Origin of the sequence: Virgibacillus necropolis, from assembly GCF_002224365.1 — a bacterium.
Taxonomy (GTDB): domain Bacteria; phylum Bacillota; class Bacilli; order Bacillales; family Amphibacillaceae; genus Virgibacillus_F; species Virgibacillus_F necropolis.
Genome location: NZ_CP022437.1, coordinates 327,978 through 347,128, shown reverse-complemented (window position 1 = coordinate 347,128; position 19,151 = coordinate 327,978). Strand labels below are relative to the sequence as shown.

Below are 19,151 nucleotides of genomic sequence, written 5' to 3'. Positions count from 1 at the left end.
GTGTTAAATCCCAATCTAAGTCTATAAAAAGGGGGCTTTAAGTTGTTTTCACAAAGACGTAACAATAATGGTATGACAATATCAGATACCAAGTTATTTAATTTATATCACATAAATATAAACCGTCGAGGCGTTTATTGAGAAAATTAAAGAAAAATAACAACGCCCGAGCTTGAAAATTAAGCTTTGGGCGTTGTTACCTTACTAAAACTAACTCGTTATTCTCATCAGTCTATTTTCATAATTAAGTTGCCATTCTCATTGAACTCATCTTCACTTTCGTTGTAAAAATAATCTTGAACGATCAAATAAATCATAATCGAAAAAAATATAAATGTTCCTGTTATAACCAAGGTGAGAAAAGATTTTAAAATGATGCTTATTACTTTAATCCATTTAGGGCTGAACCACTTTCTTTCTGCGTCAAATATTTGCACCGTTCCACCACCACTTTACAGAATTACTCTTATTCATCAAGTTCCTTTCCACTTCTAGCTTTGATTATGAAAAAATGCGGGTTCTCCATCAAGTATTTATAAGTAGTTGGGCTTTTTTCGTTCATTGTTCCTTGAGGACGGGGTTCTACTAGCTGGTCAATAGAAAAAAACTCGCATGATCAATGTTTTCTTCGTAGGTTTTAGCCAAATCATTGTAAGTTTGTTTCGTTGATTTTTCCAATAATATTCCTCTCAGCCAATGTACTCTAGGTCCACTTTTTGTCAGTCAGGTACAATACAGTTGCACTAAAAGAAAATATAATTAATGAAAGAAGCATATATGCAGCTCCTTCAATGCCTTCTATTTGCACGTTTCCTATATACATTAGAAAGATAGAAACTAATAGAGAGACTATACAAGGGGAAAATACTACTAACCTCGATTTATTTGTTTTCCTGAATTGACGAGTTAATAGAATAATGGCTGCTCCTATAATAAATCCTATAACCGCGAATACAAAAAATAACAACCTATCCAACTCCTGACAGCAGTTTTTTACTCTTTTAAAGGTTTTTTAAACACATAGCTTACCCTATTATAATCCATTTTCTCCTCATAAAAACGATGTGCATCTTCGCGTTGTAAGCCCGACGACAGGGCTACACTTTCATAATCGTTTTCTCTCGCCCAATCATGCACATATGTAAGAAGTATTTCACCAAAACCATTTGACCGCTTACTCTCATCCGTAACTAGATCACATACCCAAACGAAACGACCATAGTATAAAGTGATCATTGGTTTAAAACCAACAACCGCCGCTATTTGGTTATGTTCGTATAAAGCAACCATCCTATACATATCTTTTTCTCTAGCTTCACGTACAAGTTCGAGATACTTAGTTTCATTTAAATGAGTCCTTAATTGTTTCATTACTGCGAATCCATTCAAGATTTCCTCGTTAGAATTCAACTCTTTCATTGTTATTTCCGTATGTTCATCCATAATTATACGCTTCCTCTCATCCTTACTGTTTCATTAAATTAAAACGCTTGTCATACACTATACATTACGCCCTATTCTTTTACATCTATCGTAAAACGAGTCGATTTATCTTTAATAGTTATTGTAACATTTCCAGCTTCTTCAAACGTATAAGGTGATAATTTGTAAATCGCCTTAACTTCATTGATAGAAGCATCTTCTACCGATGTTACACTCGAGGTCCAACTAACCTTTTTTCCAGATGGATAGGTTACAAGCATATCCACTTCATCCGCCAGGTTTAATTCTTCCCAAGAAACCAAATTAACTTCCACCTGTTGATTTACTGTTACTAACCCATCAGAATAGTAACCGATGTCACCAATATCTCCAAAAATAGTATAGCTACTACCATTTATACTAACGTCAAGAAATGGTGGTTGATAGGTGATTTTTGCATAAATCCCATACGAAATTGACAAAACAGCCGCTATAGAAAGTCCTACCATTAGTTTTTTAAAGCCACTATTTGAGAAGCTTCCCATCATCTCAGAAAAAGCAGCGTATTTATCTATTAGAAATAAAGTAATAATGACCACCACAATACAAATACCAACGATTATATAGAACATTTAATCAACCCTTTCTTGGATTACTCTATGTTCTTTGCTGATTCTTATTATTTTTAAGGAAAAACCCCCACCAAACCAGCATAAATAAATAACCTATGATCGCATAAATAGACCAGAAAGAACCTTGCAGTAATTGACTAAATAAATGCTCGAATTCGTTCAGCCCTTCTGTCACATCCTCACTTCATATTTTTATCCATTAACCGACTATATACTTTTTTCAAACACAATGAGTTCCTGTTCAACTTTAAAACCAATCTTTTTATACAGATGAATCGCCTTTTCGTTATCAGAGCTTACACAAAGTGAGATTTCTTCAATAGCCTGAAAAGAAAATAACCATTGTATTCCTTTTGCTAGAAGTGCAGAACCTAGACCTCCGCCACGTGCTATTGGATTTACCCCGAAAAACTCAACACTTCCTTCCGCAAACCCTGGTTCCGCTTCTGCATAAAGATATCCTTGCAACATTCCGTCTTTATCGATTAAACTATTTCATTGTTCTCTACCACTGTCACAAGGGCATCTTCAAGGTCTTCTTTCAATGTATGAAAAATTTCTTCTGACTCTTTTCCGCAATAACCAATATGGTGTTGAGATTTTAAGAGCTTTTATCAGGACTTTTCGTGTTTTATCAGTATTTAGCCAAAACAATCCTTTAGGCTGGTATTTATTCATATTTATGATCGTTCTCCAGATAGTACCCCAAAAACTTTTCACTTAACTAAGTTTAACATTTAACTAACTAAATTATTATAAAACTTAATCATTTGTAAAAAAAGAACCCAGCCAAAAATTTAGCTGGATTCTTCTTATGAAAATTAACGCATCTGCACTCGATGCAAATTAGCAAAAATTCCATCACGCTCAATCAGTTCTTCATGGTTTCCCTGTTCTACGATACCTTCTTTTGTGACAACCATAATACGATCGGCGTTCTTGATGGTCGCCAAGCGATGCGCAATAATAAGGGTTGTGCGGTCTTTCGCCAGTTCGGTTAATGCTTTTTGGATAATCATTTCGGTTTCTGTATCGAGTGCTGATGTTGCTTCATCTAGGATTAGGATTGGTGGATTTTTTAAAAACATTCGCGCGATGGCGATCCGCTGCTTTTGTCCACCAGATAGCTTCAAACCACGCTCTCCGACTTGTGTTTCATAACCATGTGGCAGCTCCTTAATAAATTCTTCCATATGGGCATCTTTTGCTGCTTTTTCAATTTCTGCATCTGTTGCATCAAGTCGCCCGTATGCGATATTTTCTCTTAATGTTCCGGTGAATAAAAACACATCCTGTTGCACGATTCCGATTTGATGACGGAGTGATTCCTTCGTCATGTCGCGTAAATCAATTCCATCGATGCTGATACTGCCACCATTTACATCATAAAAACGCGGGATAAGTGAACAGATTGTTGTTTTTCCTGCCCCAGATGGTCCAACAAATGCGATGGTTTCCCCAGCTTTTACGGAGAAGCTGAGATCCTGTAATACAGCTGACTGTGTTTTTTCGTAACCAAATGTGACGTTATTAAACCTGATATCGCCTTTTAACAAGTCAACAACATGAGCTCCCTTGCGATTAACTACTTCAGGACTTACATCAAGCATATCGGTAAACCGTTTAAACCCAGCCATTCCCTTTGGATATAGCTCGAGCAGCGCACTAATTTTTTCAATTGGTTTGAATAGAACGTTTGTGAATAAAATAAATGCAACCAAGTCTCCATTTGAAATCTCGCCGTTGAAGGTTAGCCATGAACCTACAACTAATACAATCAGGACAATTAATCGCATCATCATATAAATGTTCGAGTGTACAAATGCCATTACTTTGTAGGCACTGATTTTAGCTGAACGAAAGCTGTAGTTATCTTTTGTGAAGCGAGCCATTTCATGCTTTTCATTTGTGAATGATTGGACAACACGTACACCTGATACAGCGTCTTCTACACGTGCATTCACATCTGCTATGTCTATGTACATCTTTTTCCAAGCTGCGTTCATTTTGATATTACTGAAGGTGATTAACCAAACTAAAATAGGCACCACACACAGGATAATTAAGGCCAGCTTGGCGTTGTATGTGAACATAATCCAGAATGCCCCAACAAAGGTCATAATGGCGATGAAAAAATCTTCTGGACCATGATGGGCAAGCTCACCGATATCAAATAGATCATTTGTAATTCGGCTCATGATATGTCCCGTTTTTGTATTATCAAAAAAACGAAACGATTGCTTTTGCACATGGTTGAACAAATGCTGTCGCATGTCCGTTTCAATATTAACTCCAAGCTTATGCCCCCAATAGGTGACAACGTATTGAAGAAATGTACTAAGTAAATATACAAGTAATAAACCAATACTAACGAGAACAATTAAGTCCCAGTTTCCAGATGGTAGTAAGCTATCAATAAACTTTTGAACCGCTACTGGAAAAGCTAGTTCCAGTATTGCTACGATAACTGCACAACCGAAGTCTATCATAAATAATCGCCGATGCGGCTTGTAATAGGAGAAAAAACGTTGGATCACGTGTTGCACTTCCTTTTCAATATGTATACAGCAAATTATAAGTCTAATCCTGTCGAATGGCAATAAGAAGGTTTTTAATTTTAGTTTGGAAAAGTACTTGTCAATGTTTTCTCAACCTTTGCATATACATTAGAAAAAGTACTGGGAGGTGTTCATGTATGAAAATGCCAATGGCAAAATGGATTTGCTACGCGGTCGGTTATGTGTTTATCATTACTGGAATCGTAAAGTTGTTATTCGATGACTTTCAAACAAATTTCAACAGCTTGGACTTGCCATTTCCAGAAACATTTTTACTGATCGTAGCCATTACAGAAATTGTGTGTGGAGCCCTAATTGCTGGTAGATTTTATGTGAAAGAAGCGTCACTACCGCTTATTATTATTATGATTGCAGCAATTTTACTAACCAAACTACCTTTTCTTACAGATCAAGGATTCTTCCAATTTCTTTATGCAGCAAGACTTGATATTGTTATGTTGGTCTTATTACTTTTACTTTGGAACCATGTTCGAGGACAAAAGTTTCGATAATTGACTTTATAAATGCGGTGCCTCTAATTATGGCACTGTATTTTTTCATGCGCTAATTTCAGAAAGTTGAACTTATCCACAAACTTATACACATATGCACAAATGTTCGTATTTAAAATTTAATTCCCCCGATCCACGCACTTTAAAAGTTAGCTGAAAACCACCTCCAAATGGAAGTGGTTAACAAGTTATCGCTGTTGGCCAAGCTTTATCGTTGCTGTTTGTTTTTCACTATCACGGTAGAAGGTGACTTTTAAATCGTCTCCTACTTCTTTTTCCTGATAAAGGATTTTTCGTAAATCAATCATATTCAAGACCTCTTTACCATCCACGTGTGTGATTACATCTAATCGTTCAAGCCCTGCATTGTCTGCTGGTGAAAGTCTTTCTACGCTCCAGACATAGACGCCGCCTTTTACTCCTTTTGGAAGGTTTAACGTACTGTCCCACTCCGTTTGTGGTACCTCGTCAAGAGAGTATATTTCAACACCTAAATATGGTCGGGTAATTTCCCCTTGTTTTTCAAGTTCATTCACAAGTGGCCTTGCGATATCAATCGGAATCGCAAATCCAATTCCTTCAACAGCTGTTTCGTTAATTTTCATCGAATTAATCCCAATGAGTTGCCCTTTTATATTGATTAACGCACCACCACTATTACCAGGGTTAATTGCTGCATCGGTTTGGAGGACTTCAGCTTGCCAGTCAGCACGGCCATCTTGGTTGAAATCTTGTGGGATTGTCCGTTGCTTTCCACTGATGACTCCTTGTGTGACCGATCCAGAAAACATCATACCTAATGGGTTTCCAATTGCGATTGCTGGCTCGCCAACCTTAACATTATCCGATGAACCCATTTGAATGACTTGCTTTACATGTTTACCATCAATTCGTAACACCGCCAAATCTGAGAACAAATCGCTACCGAGTATTTCTGCTTCAATATGCGTGTCATCAGATAGTACAATTTCAACAGTATCAGCACCACTGACTACATGATGGTTGGTAATTACAAATCCATTACCATTCTCTTTTTTATAAATGACGCCAGATCCTGTACCAGCTTGACTCTCTTGTTGTTGCCAAAAATCCATTTGTTGTTGAATATTAACAACGCCAACAACTGCTGGTGCAACCTTATCCACAACATCCGTAATTTGCGTTGACACATCAACATTAACATAACTGCTTCCAGATTCTTGATTCACATCCTCGTCCTCAGATTGATCATCATTCATCCATGCTTGCGGAAAAGCATTTGACTTTAATAATGATGGCATTGCGATAACTACGACTAAGACACCGATGATAATACCTATAAGTACAGGGAAAAGCCAGTTTTTCCTTTTCTTTCGTTTTCTATCTGGTGGTGGATATTGATTATTGGAATCATCCATCCTATCATCCCTTTCATCACACGTGGCGCCTAGCCTTACTACAGTGTCTGTTCAAAAAGTCGGCAAATTAGAAACAAGAAGTTCAAGGCACGAAGATTTTGAGGACCGGAACGTATGCTTTTAATACGTGAGGACCGGAAAAACTGAGTAACGAAGAAATTCGCCGTTTATCATTTGATGGCTTTTTGAACATCCTCTTACACAACCTCATACAAGTCAGTTGCCTTCTTCGGATCCGTATCCAAGATCTCCAGTCTTTTATTAATTGCAACGCCACGCTCTTCTAAAACATTGCTCACCGACATTCGGGCTAGGTCTTTCATATTGTTATCTTGACTTAAATGTGCCAAATAAATACGTTTTGTTCGATTGCCAATAATATCATGTAATGCTAAACCACAATCTTCATTCGATACATGACCAGAATCTCCAAGTATGCGACGTTTAACATTCCATGGATATCGTCCCATGCGAAGCATTCCTACATCATGATTTGCTTCGAATATGTAGGCATCTGCATCTTCTACTGTTTTTTTAATACGTTCTGATACATAACCAAGGTCAGTGACAAGTGCAACCTTTTTATTGTCATGATGAAAGGTATAAAACATTGGTTCAGCAGCATCATGTGAAACCCCAAATGATTCAATATCGATGTCACTAAATGTTTTTACTTCTTCCATGTTAAAATGAAACTTTTGGTCTAATGCAATCTTGCCAATCGAGCCTTCCATCGCTTTCCATGTTTTTTCATTTGCATATATCGGTAAATTATATTTACGTGCAATGATTCCTAGACCTTTTATATGATCACTATGCTCGTGTGTAACTAATATGCCCGTCAATTTTGTTGCATCAATACGTACTTCACTTAGAAGCTTTTCCAATTGCTTTCCACTTAATCCAGCATCCACTAAAAGTCGCTCTTTTTCTGATTCTATATAAAAAGCATTCCCCGTACTGCCTGATGCTAATACACTAAAACGTAAAGTCATTCCGATTCACTCCGATTTATTGCTTCTAATCGATTCGTTAATTGATTTAAAAGATATTTTTTTAGGTCAGGATTATTATCAATCTGATTTACTTTTGAAACGATAGTTGACACTGATTTAATTAGAAATTCAACATCGTTACTTGAAAATACAGTTCCTTCAAGGGCATTAACGAAGTAATTCATTTCATTATCAACAGTTATTTTCCATGTTGGTGCAAATACTTGTGTTACATTTTCAAGGGGAAGTCTTGTGTAATATCCGATATCAGCCTTTGTTACTTCTTCGTCGGGATTTAATTCATTCCTTTGAAATAAAACTTTTATTGCCTCGATTGGTTTTGATAACAATTTCTGACTTTCCTGTTCTTCTACCTCTCCTAGTAGCGTTTGGGTATAAAAGTCAATTTCATTTTTATCATTCAGGAATACAAAAATGATACCATTTGGATTAAAGTAAATAGGACGGTCGTTTTTTTTCTGAAAAAAAACTAACATATTTAGTTCTTTATTCCAATCCCAAAAAACGTAGCTGTCAGGAGAAATAAGTGTTAATTTACTTTTTACAAGTTCAGTTATTTCATCTTCTGTTGCGTCTTCTTGTATTTTAGCAGGTTCCTTTAGTCTAGAAATGATAAACTCTTTATCAATGATTGCTGTTTCCTGGTTTTCTGCTGCCTTGACCGTTTTACTAGATTCTTCAGTAAATAGTTGTTTCTTAACGGATATATAAGAACCTTTTAGATCTTCACCCGATAGATTAGCTGAAATTTTTATATTCTCTGCTCTAAGATTTTCTTCAATCGTTGCTGCTTGTTCTTGTTTTGATACATCATTTTCTTCTTTATCTTGTTTTTGTGAAAACTGAATAAGTAAATACACATCAAGGACGAGAAAGCAAAGGATAAATAACGTTTTAATTTGGCTCCATTGCATCCACTTCCCCCCCTTTTATCGGTTCAAAATTAATCAATTCCCATTCATTACCTATCTTCATAAACCATGCTGGGTTTAAAATGGCAGAAGATAAATCAGAGTTATACGTATACTGATAACCTATTTTAATATCCTGTATTCTTGCAAGACCTTGCCCAGCTGAATAATTACGTTCTAAATAAGAAATTAATTCAAGACCAGACTTAAGTGTTACCTCTTCAGCTTCTGGTAAAACACCTTTCAGACTGATTAATGGTCGATTATATTGATATAGATCCCCGTCTTTTCCTCTCCAATATTGTTCGATAATTGATAGGTTAGCATTACTAAAAGTAGGATAACCCTCATAATACATTTGGTAACGTACCATATTTGACTGTGGATCAATCTTTATAAGTTTATAGTCACCTGTCCACCCTTTATGATCATTTATATTCCTAATACTAAAATTCAGTAAATCTAGTACAGGAATTCGGGTATATTCGGATTCCTGAAGTGCCGAATTGATAAACCGCATACTCAGAAAATTATTTAGTACACGCAATTCTCGAGTCCCATCATTATAGTAATTACCTGATTCACTTACTAACGTAGTTTCGGGAAATAGTGCACTCACTAATTTAGTTGGGTCAATATAATCTACAGTATACTGTCTTCTATCTAATGTAACATCGTTGAGTGGAATGTATATTGACTTTTCACCAGTATCAAAAGCTATTAATTCGCTTAAACCTTTTTTTTCTGTAATATAAGCCCACAACTTATTATATTTATCTGGGTTGTTTACTAGAGCTGTTGCTTGTTGACGATTATTCTCTGAAATAAAATGTACTTCCAATATTTCACGTCTTTGGTTGAATGTAATAATGATTTGGTCAAAGGACCATGTGGGTAATGTAATTGAATCGACATTGCTAATTGTTAAAAGACTACGCAAAGCTTCCATTGGAATAGCTGTAGGAAAATCAATCTCTACTTGTTCGGTATGCAAAGATTGTTCTTTTTCTTGTGTTAGTTGAAAATCATATAGTGTCCAAAATTGTATGTCCTCGTATAGAGAGAGCATATCACCTGGGTCAGCAAAACCATAATGTTCATTATTCGCATGAAATATTATGGAGCTAGGTCTAATGAGGTCTTGTTTTTCTAAATCCCCTTGACCGCCAATATCTACAACATTTTGAAGTTTTTGACCCGTGTTAGGTTCATTATTTGGTTCATAACTCCAAAGACCAAATGTAAGCAATAAACTAATTCCCACTAAAAAGGTTAGTATAAAGGATTTAATCATTTCTAACTTCATGATAGATTCCTCCGCTTCTGGTTCATTAGCGGAAGTGTAAAGAGAATGGTTGTCCCCTTACCTTCTTTGCTTTTTGCCCAAATCTTACCGTGATGTGCCTCAACTAGTTCCTTTGCAATTGCAAGACCTAAGCCAGTCCCTCCAAGCTTACGGTTCCGTGCTTTATCCGCGCGATAAAACCGCTCAAATATCTTATCAAGTTTTTCATAAGCAATTCCTGGCCCGTCATCTTGAATGCTTATTACTAATTGGTATTTTTGTTTTTCTACCCTAAATCGGATCGAGCCACCATTTGGGGAAAATTTAATAGCATTTGAAATAATATTATCCAAAACCTGTGTCATCTTATCTTTATCTAAATAGACAAAGTACTGTCCACTGGGTAAATCTCTTTTTAGATTAATCCTTTCCGCAACATTCATCTCAAAACGATCGATAATATGATGAAAATATGCACTAAATTCTGTGCGCTCTTTGTGCAATCCATAATCTTTATGATCCATTTTTGACAGCTGCAGGAGATCGTTTACCATTCGAATCATTCGCTCTGTTTCATTTTGGGTAACACCTAGAAATTTCGGGGCAATCTCTTTGTCTTCCCAAGCGCCCTCTGTCAATGCTTCAATGTAACTACGCATCGTTGTTAATGGTGTCCTTAGCTCATGTGATACATTGGATACAAATTCACGCCGTTCTTGTTCAGCCTTTTCCTGCTCTGTTACGTCACTTATTACTGTAATAAATCCAGTGACTTCTTCATCTTCATCGGAAATAATCGAGAAGTTTGCTCGAATAAGAAAAGTCTCATCTTCCTCACTATAGTCAATGATCATTGACCCAGTATCCTGTAAATCTGAGATATCGACTACTTTTTCACTTAACTGTATAACATCTAGTAAAAAAACACCTTTTACATCATCTGGATCTTTTTCAATCAATTTAGCCGCCGCCTCGTTCATTAATGTGACAGCGCCCTTATGGTCTGTTGCGATTACACCATCAGACATGTTTGAGAGAACAGAACTCAACTTTCTGCGCTCTTCTTCAGTCGTTGCCTGTGAATGCTTTAATTTGTCATTCAGGTCATTAAACGTTTCAGCTAGATTACCAATTTCATCTGAGCTATAGACATTTACCTTCTGTGAAAAATCACTTTTTGCCATGGTTTGAGCTTGTCGACGCATTTCCTTAATGGGCTTCGTAATAGTTCTAGCAATCAATACAGCCAATAAAGCTGATACTGTAACAGCTAATATCGATCCTTTTAGGAAAATTTGATTAATGTCTTTAAGCTGCTTGTACACACTATCCATGGAAGCTTCTAAATATATTGCACCTACTACCTCACCAGCATTATCTTTAAGTGGTACAGCTCTATAAAATACTCTCTCTATTGTATTTCGATATACCGAGACATCTTGCAAAACATCTTGAACATATCTATTGTTCGTTTTTCTGCCAATATTGTCTGTATAATCATTGGTACCTATAATTACACCCTGTAGGTTAACAACTTGGAAGCTCGTAATATCATCTCGATCCACACCACTCACAATTTCTTGTACTTCATCCTCTAACGTTTGTTCATCAGCGCCTTCTACACGCTTCTCTGCAAAGGCCTGTTCCAAATTAAGTTTTAAGTAGTCCACTTGACTATTAACGGATTGCTTGAAGCTATCCGTTAGATTTTTCTCCAAGTTCCCTACAAAATATGATCCAATTACCTGGATCGCAACAAGCAGAAGTAAAATAAAGATTATAATGAACTTTAATTGTATGGACCGAAAGAAGCCTACCTTCTTCATAAAAACCTACTCCTGCTCAGGATTTCGTAAATAATACCCAACACCTCTACGTGTAACAATCCAAGTTGGATTACTTGGGCTTTCTTCAATTTTTTCACGTAATCGACGCACAGTCACGTCGACTGTTCGAACATCTCCAAAATAATCATATCCCCACACTGTTTCAAGCAAATGCTCACGGGTCATAACTTGACCTATATGCCTTGCTAGATAATGAAGAAGTTCAAATTCACGATGAGTTAGTTCAACTTGTTCTCCATCACGCGATACAGCATAAGCATCTGGATGAATCACCAAACTACCAATAACTATGTCCTTTGTTGTTTTCACCGAATCATCTGGAACTGTTTGTTGACGACGAAGATTCGCCTTGACTCTTGCAACGAGTTCACGGTTACTGAATGGCTTTGTCACATAGTCATCTGCACCAAGCTCAAGTCCCAATACCTTATCAATTTCTGAATCCTTCGCTGTTAGCATAATAATTGGCATGGACTGCGTTTTGCGAATCTCACGGCATACTTCATTTCCGTCTCTATTTGGTAGCATAATATCTAATAGGACCAAGTCTGGTTTTTCCGACTCAGCAAGCTCGACCGCTTCATCTCCATCATAGGCACAAACCACTTCATATCCTTCTTTTTCTAAATTGAATTTTAATATATCTGCAATTGGCTGTTCATCATCTACTACTAATATTTTTTGACTCATTTCCGACACATCCTTTTAAGACATTCTTATTCTCTATTTTAGCGTACTTTAGCCTAAATGTCTTATTCTACACAAAGAAAAGCGTAGAACGGGAAAAAAGACCAACTCATCATATAATTAGTGAGTTAGTCTCTGTTGTATCATTCAATTATAAGTGCATTGTTCAAAAAGTCAGCAAATTAGAAACAAGTAGTTCGCCATTTACCATTTGGTGAATTTTTGAACATCCTCTATAAGTGATTTACTTCTCACAAATCAGGAGCTATATACACTTCGTACTACATTTGTTTGCATTCTGTCCGGTCCAACTGAGAAAATTGATAAAGGAATCTCTGTTAACTGAGAAATACGCTCCAAGTAATGACGTGCATTCGCAGGTAACTCATGAAGACTCTTAACTCCAGTAATGTCCTCTGTCCAACCAGGCATTTCCTCGTATACTGGTTCACAGTCAGCCAAAACGGCTAGGCTTGCAGGAAATTCATTCATCACTTGTCCTTTATACTTGTAGGAAACACATATTTTCAAGGTTTCAATTCCGGTTAGTACGTCTAGTGAGTTAAGCGATAAATCTGTGATTCCACTGACACGTCTAGCATGTCTTACAACAACACTATCGAACCAACCTACGCGGCGCGGTCTTCCTGTAGTCGTTCCATATTCACGGCCAACTTCACGAATTTGATCACCAATCGCGTCATGTAATTCAGTTGGAAACGGTCCATCACCAACACGAGTTGTATAAGCCTTTGATACACCAACAACGTGATTGATTTTCGTTGGTCCAACACCAGAACCGATAGTAACACCGCCTGCAATTGGGTTGGAAGACGTAACAAACGGATATGTTCCTTGATCAATATCAAGCATTACCCCTTGAGCACCTTCAAACAACACACGACGTCCATCATCAAGCGCATCATTTAATACGACCGATGTATCCACGACATACTTAGCAAGTTGCTGCCCGTATTCATAATACTCATCGACAATCGCGTCTATGCTTACTGGGTCAACTTCATATACTTTTTCAAATAAGCGGTTTTTCTCTGTAACATTTTGTTCTACTTTTGCTCGGAACGTTTCTTTGTCTAGAAGATCAGCGATACGGATTCCAACACGTGCTGCCTTGTCCATATATGCTGGTCCAATCCCCTTTTTAGTTGTTCCTATTTTATTGATACCTTTTTCTTCTTCTTGAAGAATATCTAGTTTTAAATGGTACGGTAAAATGATGTGCGCCCGGTTACTAATTCGTAAATTATCTGTTGTAACATTACGCTCATGAAGATACGCAAGCTCCGCAACAAACGCTTTCGGATCAATAACCATTCCGTTCCCTAATACACAAATTTTATCTGGAAAGAAAATTCCAGATGGGATTAAATGCAATTTGTACGTAATTCCATCAAACTTAATCGTATGCCCAGCGTTATTACCACCCTGGTATCTTGCAACTAATTCTGCATTCTGAGAAAGAAAATCGGTAATCTTACCTTTTCCCTCGTCTCCCCACTGTGTTCCAACTACAACTACTGAGGACATAGTGCACCTCCACTGTATTATCATTTGTATTTTAGTAAGTAACAGCGTAATTTTATCAATTGTACACAAAATAGTCAAGTTAAAATACGAACATTGCATTATATGATTACTTTAACGTTCGGCAAACCAATAGCTAAAAGAGTTATTTATCAGTTGTTATTCCGATTTATCAAATGTACTCTCTCGTTATGCCTAGTTTCTTATGCCTACAATCAAAAAAAGTGTGCCTCGAATAATGAGACACACCTCGCTTAAGCCTGCATAGGAACTGGTGGAATATCACTTTCTTGATACCGGTGATCTAAATCAACGAATTTGTTATATTCCTTAACAAATGCTAATTCAACATTCCCAACTGGACCGTTACGCTGTTTTGAAATAATGATTTCAATTATATTTTGTTTTTCTGATTCGGAATCATAGTAATCATCACGATATAAAAATCCAACGATATCTGCATCTTGCTCAATACTTCCAGATTCGCGTAAGTCAGACATCATTGGCCGCTTATCCTGACGTTGTTCCACGCCACGGGATAGCTGTGACAATGCAATAAGAGGGACATTTAACTCACGTGCTAGTCCTTTTAATGAACGAGAAATTTCGGAAACTTCTTGTTGTCTGTTATCACGTGAGTTTGCACTTCCTTGAATTAGTTGTAGATAATCAATCACAATCATGCCAAGTCCATGCTCTTGCTTCAGGCGGCGACATTTTGAGCGGATTTCACTTACACGAATACCAGGGGAGTCGTCAATATAGATCCCTGCGTTTGACAAACTACCCATCGCCATCGTCAACTTACTCCAATCTTCCGCCTCAAGACTTCCTGTCCGTAGCCTTTGAGCATCAATGTTTCCTTCTGCACAAAGCATCCTTGAAACTAGCTGGTCTGCACCCATCTCGAGACTAAAGATAGCCACATTTTCATCGGTATTAATTGCAACGTTTTGTGCGATATTTAAAGCAAATGCGGTTTTACCAACAGATGGTCGTGCAGCAATAATGATCAAATCGTTTTGCTGAAACCCAGATGTAATACGATCCAAATCACGGAAACCTGATGGAACACCTGTTAGATCTGCATTTTGATGGTGTAAGCTTTCAATATTATCGTAAACATCAATTAAAACATCTTTAATTGCTTGAAATGCACCTGAATTTTTACGGTGGGAAACTTCAAGAATATTTTTTTCAGCATCGTTTAAAACGTCTTCTATCTCGTCTTCCTTGGAAAAGCTTGTGGTCACAATATCTGTCGCAGTACGAATCAATCGGCGTAACACCGACTTTTCTTCCACAATTTTACTGTAGTAACCAATATTAGCTGCGGTTGGTACGCTTCCAGCCACATCTGTTAAATAAGAAACTCCCCCCACTTCATCCAGTATTTTAGCATTGGATAATGAGGTCGTTACAGTCACTAAATCAATTGGTTCACCTTTATCGGAAAGCTTCATCATCGTTTCATAAATCCGTTGATGACTCGCTCGGTAAAAGTCTTCTGGTAATAGAAGTTCAGATGCACTTGAAAATGCTTCTGGCTCTAAAAATATAGCCCCAATTACCGCTTGTTCTGCTTCTATATTATGTGGTGGTGTACGGTCATTCCATGTGTCACTCATATTAATTCCCCCTCACATAGAGGTATTTTTTGAAATCTTTAGTTGCACTTATACTGATAGCCACTAAAAATTATTTCTTATACAGGCGTATCCTTACGTGCAAAAAGAAAGGCTCACACCTGAATGTTGAAAAAGATCAGCGTAAGGAGCCTAAAAAGCTTTTTAGTTATTTTTGTTCAGATACATGTACCTTGATAGAACCAGATACCTCAGGAAGAATTTTAACTGGTACTGTTGTATAACCTAGTGCGCGTATTGGCTGGTCTAGTTCTATTTTACGTTTATCAATTTTAAAGCCATGCTCTTTTTCTAATGCCTCAGCAATTTGTTTACTTGTAATGGATCCGAATAAACGACCTGCATCACCCGACTTTGCCTTCATTTCTACCGTTAAATCTGCTAAACTATCTTTTAGCTCAATGGCTTCGTCTTTTTCTTTTTGCTCAATTTGATCTTCCTTACGTTGTTTTGCTTCTAAGGCTTTCATATTTCCCGCATTTGCTTCTTCAGCTAGTTTATTTTTTAGTAAATAGTTTCGTGCATAACCGTCAGAGACATTTTTCACTTCACCTTTTTTACCTTTACCTTTTACATCTTTTACAAAAATCACTTTCATTGTACGTCTCCTCCTTCTAAATACTCTTCAAGTATATCTCTTAATAGTGCTTCAGCATCTTCTATTGAAGTATCTTCAATTTGAGTGGCTGCGTTGGTCAAATGACCTCCACCGTTCATTTTTTCCATGATAATTTGAACATTTACATCACCTAGTGACCTAGCACTAATTCCAATTTTATCATCACTACGCTCAGATATTACAAATGATGCGTTTATTCCGCTCATTGTTAAGAGGGTATCTGCAGCCTGTGCAATTAATACAGGACCATAAACTTCACCATTCTTCCCTTTTGAAATAGCAATGGAGTCACGGTAAACCTCAGCACGTTCTATTAGCTTGCTTCTTTTTATATATATTTCTAAATCCTCTTTCATAAACTGTTGTACTAATATTGTATCTGCACCCTTCGATCGTAAATAGGATGCCGCATCAAATGTACGCGAGCCTGTTCGTAATGTGAAGCTTTTCGTATCTACTATAATTCCTGCTAAAAGCGCTGTTGCTTCGAGCATTTTCAATTTAAGGCTTTTCGGTTGATATTCAAGTAATTCCGTAACTAGTTCGGCTGTTGATGACGCATATGGTTCCATGTATACCAATGTAGGATTTGCAATGAACTCCTCAGCTCGACGATGGTGATCAATTACCACTTTGTACTCTGTTTTGTTTAGCAAGCGTTCATTTGAAACAAGAGCTGGCTTATGGGTATCTACAACTACCACCAAACTCCGATTTGAAATAATATCCTCGGCCTCTTCTGGGTCAACAAAATGCTGCCATAGACTTTCTTCTTCCCGGATCGCATCTACTAATCGATAAACACCAGTACTAACGTCATCAGGATCAAAAACGATAAACCCTTCTACACCATTCGTCTTCGCAATGTTTAAAATTCCTATTGCCGCTCCTATAGAGTCCATATCTGGTGCTTTATGCCCCATAATAATAACATTGTCGCTTTCTTTTACTAATTGTTTTAAAGCATGCGAGATAACCCTAGCTCTAACACGCGTACGCTTTTCCATTGGATTTGTTTTCCCGCCATAAAAGCGAACTTTTCCCGTATCATCCTTAATTGCTACCTGGTCTCCTCCGCGTCCTAATGCCAGGTCAAGACTTGACTGTGCTAATTCACCAATTGCAGGAAGGTCAACACTTCCAAGCCCAATCCCAATACTAAGCGTTACAGGAATATTCCGTTCAGCGTTTAGCTCCCGAACCTCATCTAAGATATCAAACTTTGATTTTTCAAGTTGGTTTAAAATTTCTTTTGTACCCACAGCAATAAACCGATCCTGTGACGTCCGCTTTAAATACATCCCAGTTTCATTAGCCCAGTTATTTAATACAGACGTAACCTTTGAATTCAACTGGCTTTTAACCGTATCATCCAAGTTTTGTGTGATTTCATCATAGTTATCTAAGAAAATAATAGAGAGCGTTGTTTGCTCATTATGATAAAGCTGTTGAATTTCTGTTTGCGTCGTTCGATCAAACAGATACAATAACCGTTCCTCTTTTTTAATAGTAGTTTGAAATTCATACCCATCTAGCTGAAACCACATTTCGTTTTTATGTTCCTTTATCATCGGAATCAATTCCTCTGATAATAAATTTAAGGATTTTCCGACTAACGTATCTTCAGCTGCGAATCGGTTCATATAGGGGTTTGCCCACTCAATAAAGTAATCATCGTTAAACAACACAATTCCAATTGGCATTTCTAATAACGCTTCCTCACCAACTTTTCGTACCCGGTGTGAAAGCGTTGATATATATTCCTCCGTCTTATTCATTAACGTTTTTTCCGTACGAATACTATAATAAAAAGATCCAACTAGAACAACTGTCATGACAAGACCGATTATCCATTGAAAGTACCAAATAAACCCGAGCAAAATGATAGATAAAATGTAAATTATCCATAAATGTCTGCTTAGTGTTGGCTTTTTTTGCATATCTGGCATGGAATTCAACTCCTACACCTTATTCCTAACTATTTCTTATCTTTTGAAATGCGATCACGTAGCCGAAATCCTATATCTATTATACCTAGAATACGAACAAGATAAAGTAAAAGAAATGGCAATAGGAAGGTCACAATTACAATAACAATCGGAATTGCCTTTGACTTGTTTTTGTGATGCGTATAGAAAAAAATAAATGAAAATCCTTGGAGCGTCATTAATAATCCAGCTAATACAAGCACATTATTAATTGCATGATAGAAAATGCTTGATGGGTCAAACTGGAACATGGTAAAAATTAATGCGAAAAAGTAAATCCAAACAAGTGATACTGGTAACCTTAAATCTCTAAATGGTGGAAAATGAAATTTTTTCTTATCTAATCGGTTAATTAATCTATAACCAAACCACTGGCTAATAAACGCTAACAAAATTGCAATAAATGCTACTCCAACAGGGATTAAATCTTTCAGCATATTCGCCTGTTGTTCTAACATTTCCAATTGTTCCTCTGAACCACCTAGACCAACTTGCTCCATCAGGCTCTGACTCATCCCCATAGATTCATCAATCATCGTATCGATTTCACTTATCCAATTCACATTAAAAATCAGCTGACTGGTTAGAAAAATAAATAATAAACCAACAATAAACCCGAGAGTTCCACGAGCCCATGTTTCATATGGTGTTAGCTTTTTATGCATAGCACTCCCTATCATTAATCCCCCTAGTCCCATTAGAACTGTGGCGGGTATAGAAAATAGTGTCGCAAAAATGGAAGATAACACAATAGAAGCAGCAAACATAATTAGCGCTGGCTTCCAATCATATCTATACGCAAAAACAATAAATGGAACAGGTAATAAAAATATAGCAACTAATTCAATTAACGGGACGAAAACAGTTATTAATAACAAAACAATATAAATCGCTGTTAAAAGTGCCCCATCCGTTAGTATTTTCGATCGATTCATCTATAATTGCACCTCATTAATAATATAAAACCATTAACTATTTTAATCTCATTATAATATGATAACACGATTTTTGTTCTAATTGTTAAAAGAAGTAATGATTAACGATTATTTCCCGGGCAATAATTGTCGAATATTGACTAATGAATCT

17 protein-coding genes are annotated in these 19,151 nt (G+C 36.8%); 1 reads left to right on the top strand and 16 read right to left on the bottom strand.

Annotated features, from left to right (window positions below):
* Positions 1 to 227: 227 nt before the first annotated feature.
* From CFK40_RS01855 to CFK40_RS01830, 5 genes are all read right to left on the bottom strand, one after another.
* Positions 228 to 437 carry a hypothetical protein gene (locus tag CFK40_RS01855; RefSeq protein ID WP_089530403.1) on the bottom strand — a complete coding sequence of 70 codons (210 nt, stop codon included), beginning with the start codon at positions 435 to 437 and terminating at the stop codon, positions 228 to 230.
* 556 nt (positions 438 to 993) lie between these two features.
* Complete coding sequence (locus CFK40_RS01845) at positions 994 to 1,443, bottom strand: GNAT family N-acetyltransferase (RefSeq protein ID WP_089530401.1); 450 nt, start codon at positions 1,441 to 1,443, stop codon at positions 994 to 996.
* 71 nt (positions 1,444 to 1,514) lie between these two features.
* Positions 1,515 to 2,054, bottom strand: coding sequence for a hypothetical protein (locus CFK40_RS01840; RefSeq protein WP_089530400.1), 540 nt, complete (start codon positions 2,052 to 2,054; stop codon positions 1,515 to 1,517).
* 207 nt (positions 2,055 to 2,261) lie between these two features.
* Positions 2,262 to 2,525 carry a GNAT family N-acetyltransferase gene (locus tag CFK40_RS01835; protein WP_089530399.1) on the bottom strand — a complete coding sequence of 88 codons (264 nt, stop codon included), beginning with the start codon at positions 2,523 to 2,525 and terminating at the stop codon, positions 2,262 to 2,264.
* A 350-nt stretch (positions 2,526 to 2,875) separates the two neighbouring features.
* On the bottom strand, positions 2,876 to 4,591 hold the full coding sequence (locus tag CFK40_RS01830; protein WP_089530398.1) for an ABC transporter ATP-binding protein: 1,716 nt from the start codon (positions 4,589 to 4,591) through the stop codon (positions 2,876 to 2,878).
* Between the two features lie 158 nt (positions 4,592 to 4,749).
* On the opposite strand from CFK40_RS01830, the gene CFK40_RS01825 reads away from it, so the two are divergent.
* Complete coding sequence (locus tag CFK40_RS01825; RefSeq protein ID WP_319418018.1) at positions 4,750 to 5,124, top strand: DoxX family protein; 375 nt, start codon at positions 4,750 to 4,752, stop codon at positions 5,122 to 5,124.
* A gap of 188 nt (positions 5,125 to 5,312) precedes the next feature.
* On the opposite strand, the gene CFK40_RS01820 is transcribed toward CFK40_RS01825, so the two are convergent.
* The 11 genes from CFK40_RS01820 to CFK40_RS01770 all read right to left on the bottom strand — a co-directional run bounded on the left by CFK40_RS01820 (position 5,313) and on the right by CFK40_RS01770 (position 19,000).
* Positions 5,313 to 6,521 (bottom strand): S1C family serine protease, encoded by a 1,209-nt coding sequence (locus CFK40_RS01820; RefSeq protein WP_089530397.1) that lies wholly within the window; start codon positions 6,519 to 6,521, stop codon positions 5,313 to 5,315.
* A 197-nt stretch (positions 6,522 to 6,718) separates the two neighbouring features.
* Entirely contained in the window at positions 6,719 to 7,516 is a 798-nt protein-coding gene (locus CFK40_RS01815; protein ID WP_089530396.1) for an MBL fold metallo-hydrolase, read from the bottom strand.
* Complete coding sequence (locus CFK40_RS01810) at positions 7,513 to 8,451, bottom strand: two-component system regulatory protein YycI (protein WP_089530395.1); 939 nt, start codon at positions 8,449 to 8,451, stop codon at positions 7,513 to 7,515. The genes CFK40_RS01815 and CFK40_RS01810 overlap by 4 nt, the downstream gene beginning before the upstream one ends.
* Complete coding sequence (locus tag CFK40_RS01805; RefSeq protein ID WP_089530394.1) at positions 8,432 to 9,754, bottom strand: YycH family regulatory protein; 1,323 nt, start codon at positions 9,752 to 9,754, stop codon at positions 8,432 to 8,434. The genes CFK40_RS01810 and CFK40_RS01805 overlap by 20 nt, the downstream gene beginning before the upstream one ends.
* Positions 9,751 to 11,559, bottom strand: a complete 1,809-nt coding sequence (gene walK / locus CFK40_RS01800; RefSeq protein ID WP_089530393.1) for a cell wall metabolism sensor histidine kinase WalK — start codon at positions 11,557 to 11,559, stop codon at positions 9,751 to 9,753. The genes CFK40_RS01805 and walK overlap by 4 nt, the downstream gene beginning before the upstream one ends.
* A gap of 6 nt (positions 11,560 to 11,565) precedes the next feature.
* Positions 11,566 to 12,270, bottom strand: coding sequence for a response regulator YycF (yycF, locus tag CFK40_RS01795; RefSeq protein WP_089530392.1), 705 nt, complete (start codon positions 12,268 to 12,270; stop codon positions 11,566 to 11,568).
* A 255-nt stretch (positions 12,271 to 12,525) separates the two neighbouring features.
* Positions 12,526 to 13,815: an adenylosuccinate synthase gene (locus tag CFK40_RS01790; protein ID WP_089530391.1), complete on the bottom strand. Its 1,290-nt coding sequence runs from the start codon at positions 13,813 to 13,815 to the stop codon at positions 12,526 to 12,528.
* A gap of 251 nt (positions 13,816 to 14,066) precedes the next feature.
* On the bottom strand, positions 14,067 to 15,440 hold the full coding sequence (gene dnaB, locus CFK40_RS01785; protein ID WP_089530390.1) for a replicative DNA helicase: 1,374 nt from the start codon (positions 15,438 to 15,440) through the stop codon (positions 14,067 to 14,069).
* A gap of 166 nt (positions 15,441 to 15,606) precedes the next feature.
* A complete protein-coding gene (gene rplI / locus CFK40_RS01780) occupies positions 15,607 to 16,056 on the bottom strand; it encodes a 50S ribosomal protein L9 (protein ID WP_089530389.1) in 450 nt (149 codons plus the stop codon).
* Positions 16,053 to 18,026, bottom strand: coding sequence for a DHH family phosphoesterase (locus tag CFK40_RS01775; protein WP_089530388.1), 1,974 nt, complete (start codon positions 18,024 to 18,026; stop codon positions 16,053 to 16,055). Before CFK40_RS01775 ends, rplI begins: the two co-directional genes overlap by 4 nt.
* Positions 18,027 to 18,055: 29 nt before the next feature.
* On the bottom strand, positions 18,056 to 19,000 hold the full coding sequence (locus CFK40_RS01770; RefSeq protein ID WP_089530387.1) for a YybS family protein: 945 nt from the start codon (positions 18,998 to 19,000) through the stop codon (positions 18,056 to 18,058).
* Positions 19,001 to 19,151: the final 151 nt, after the last annotated feature.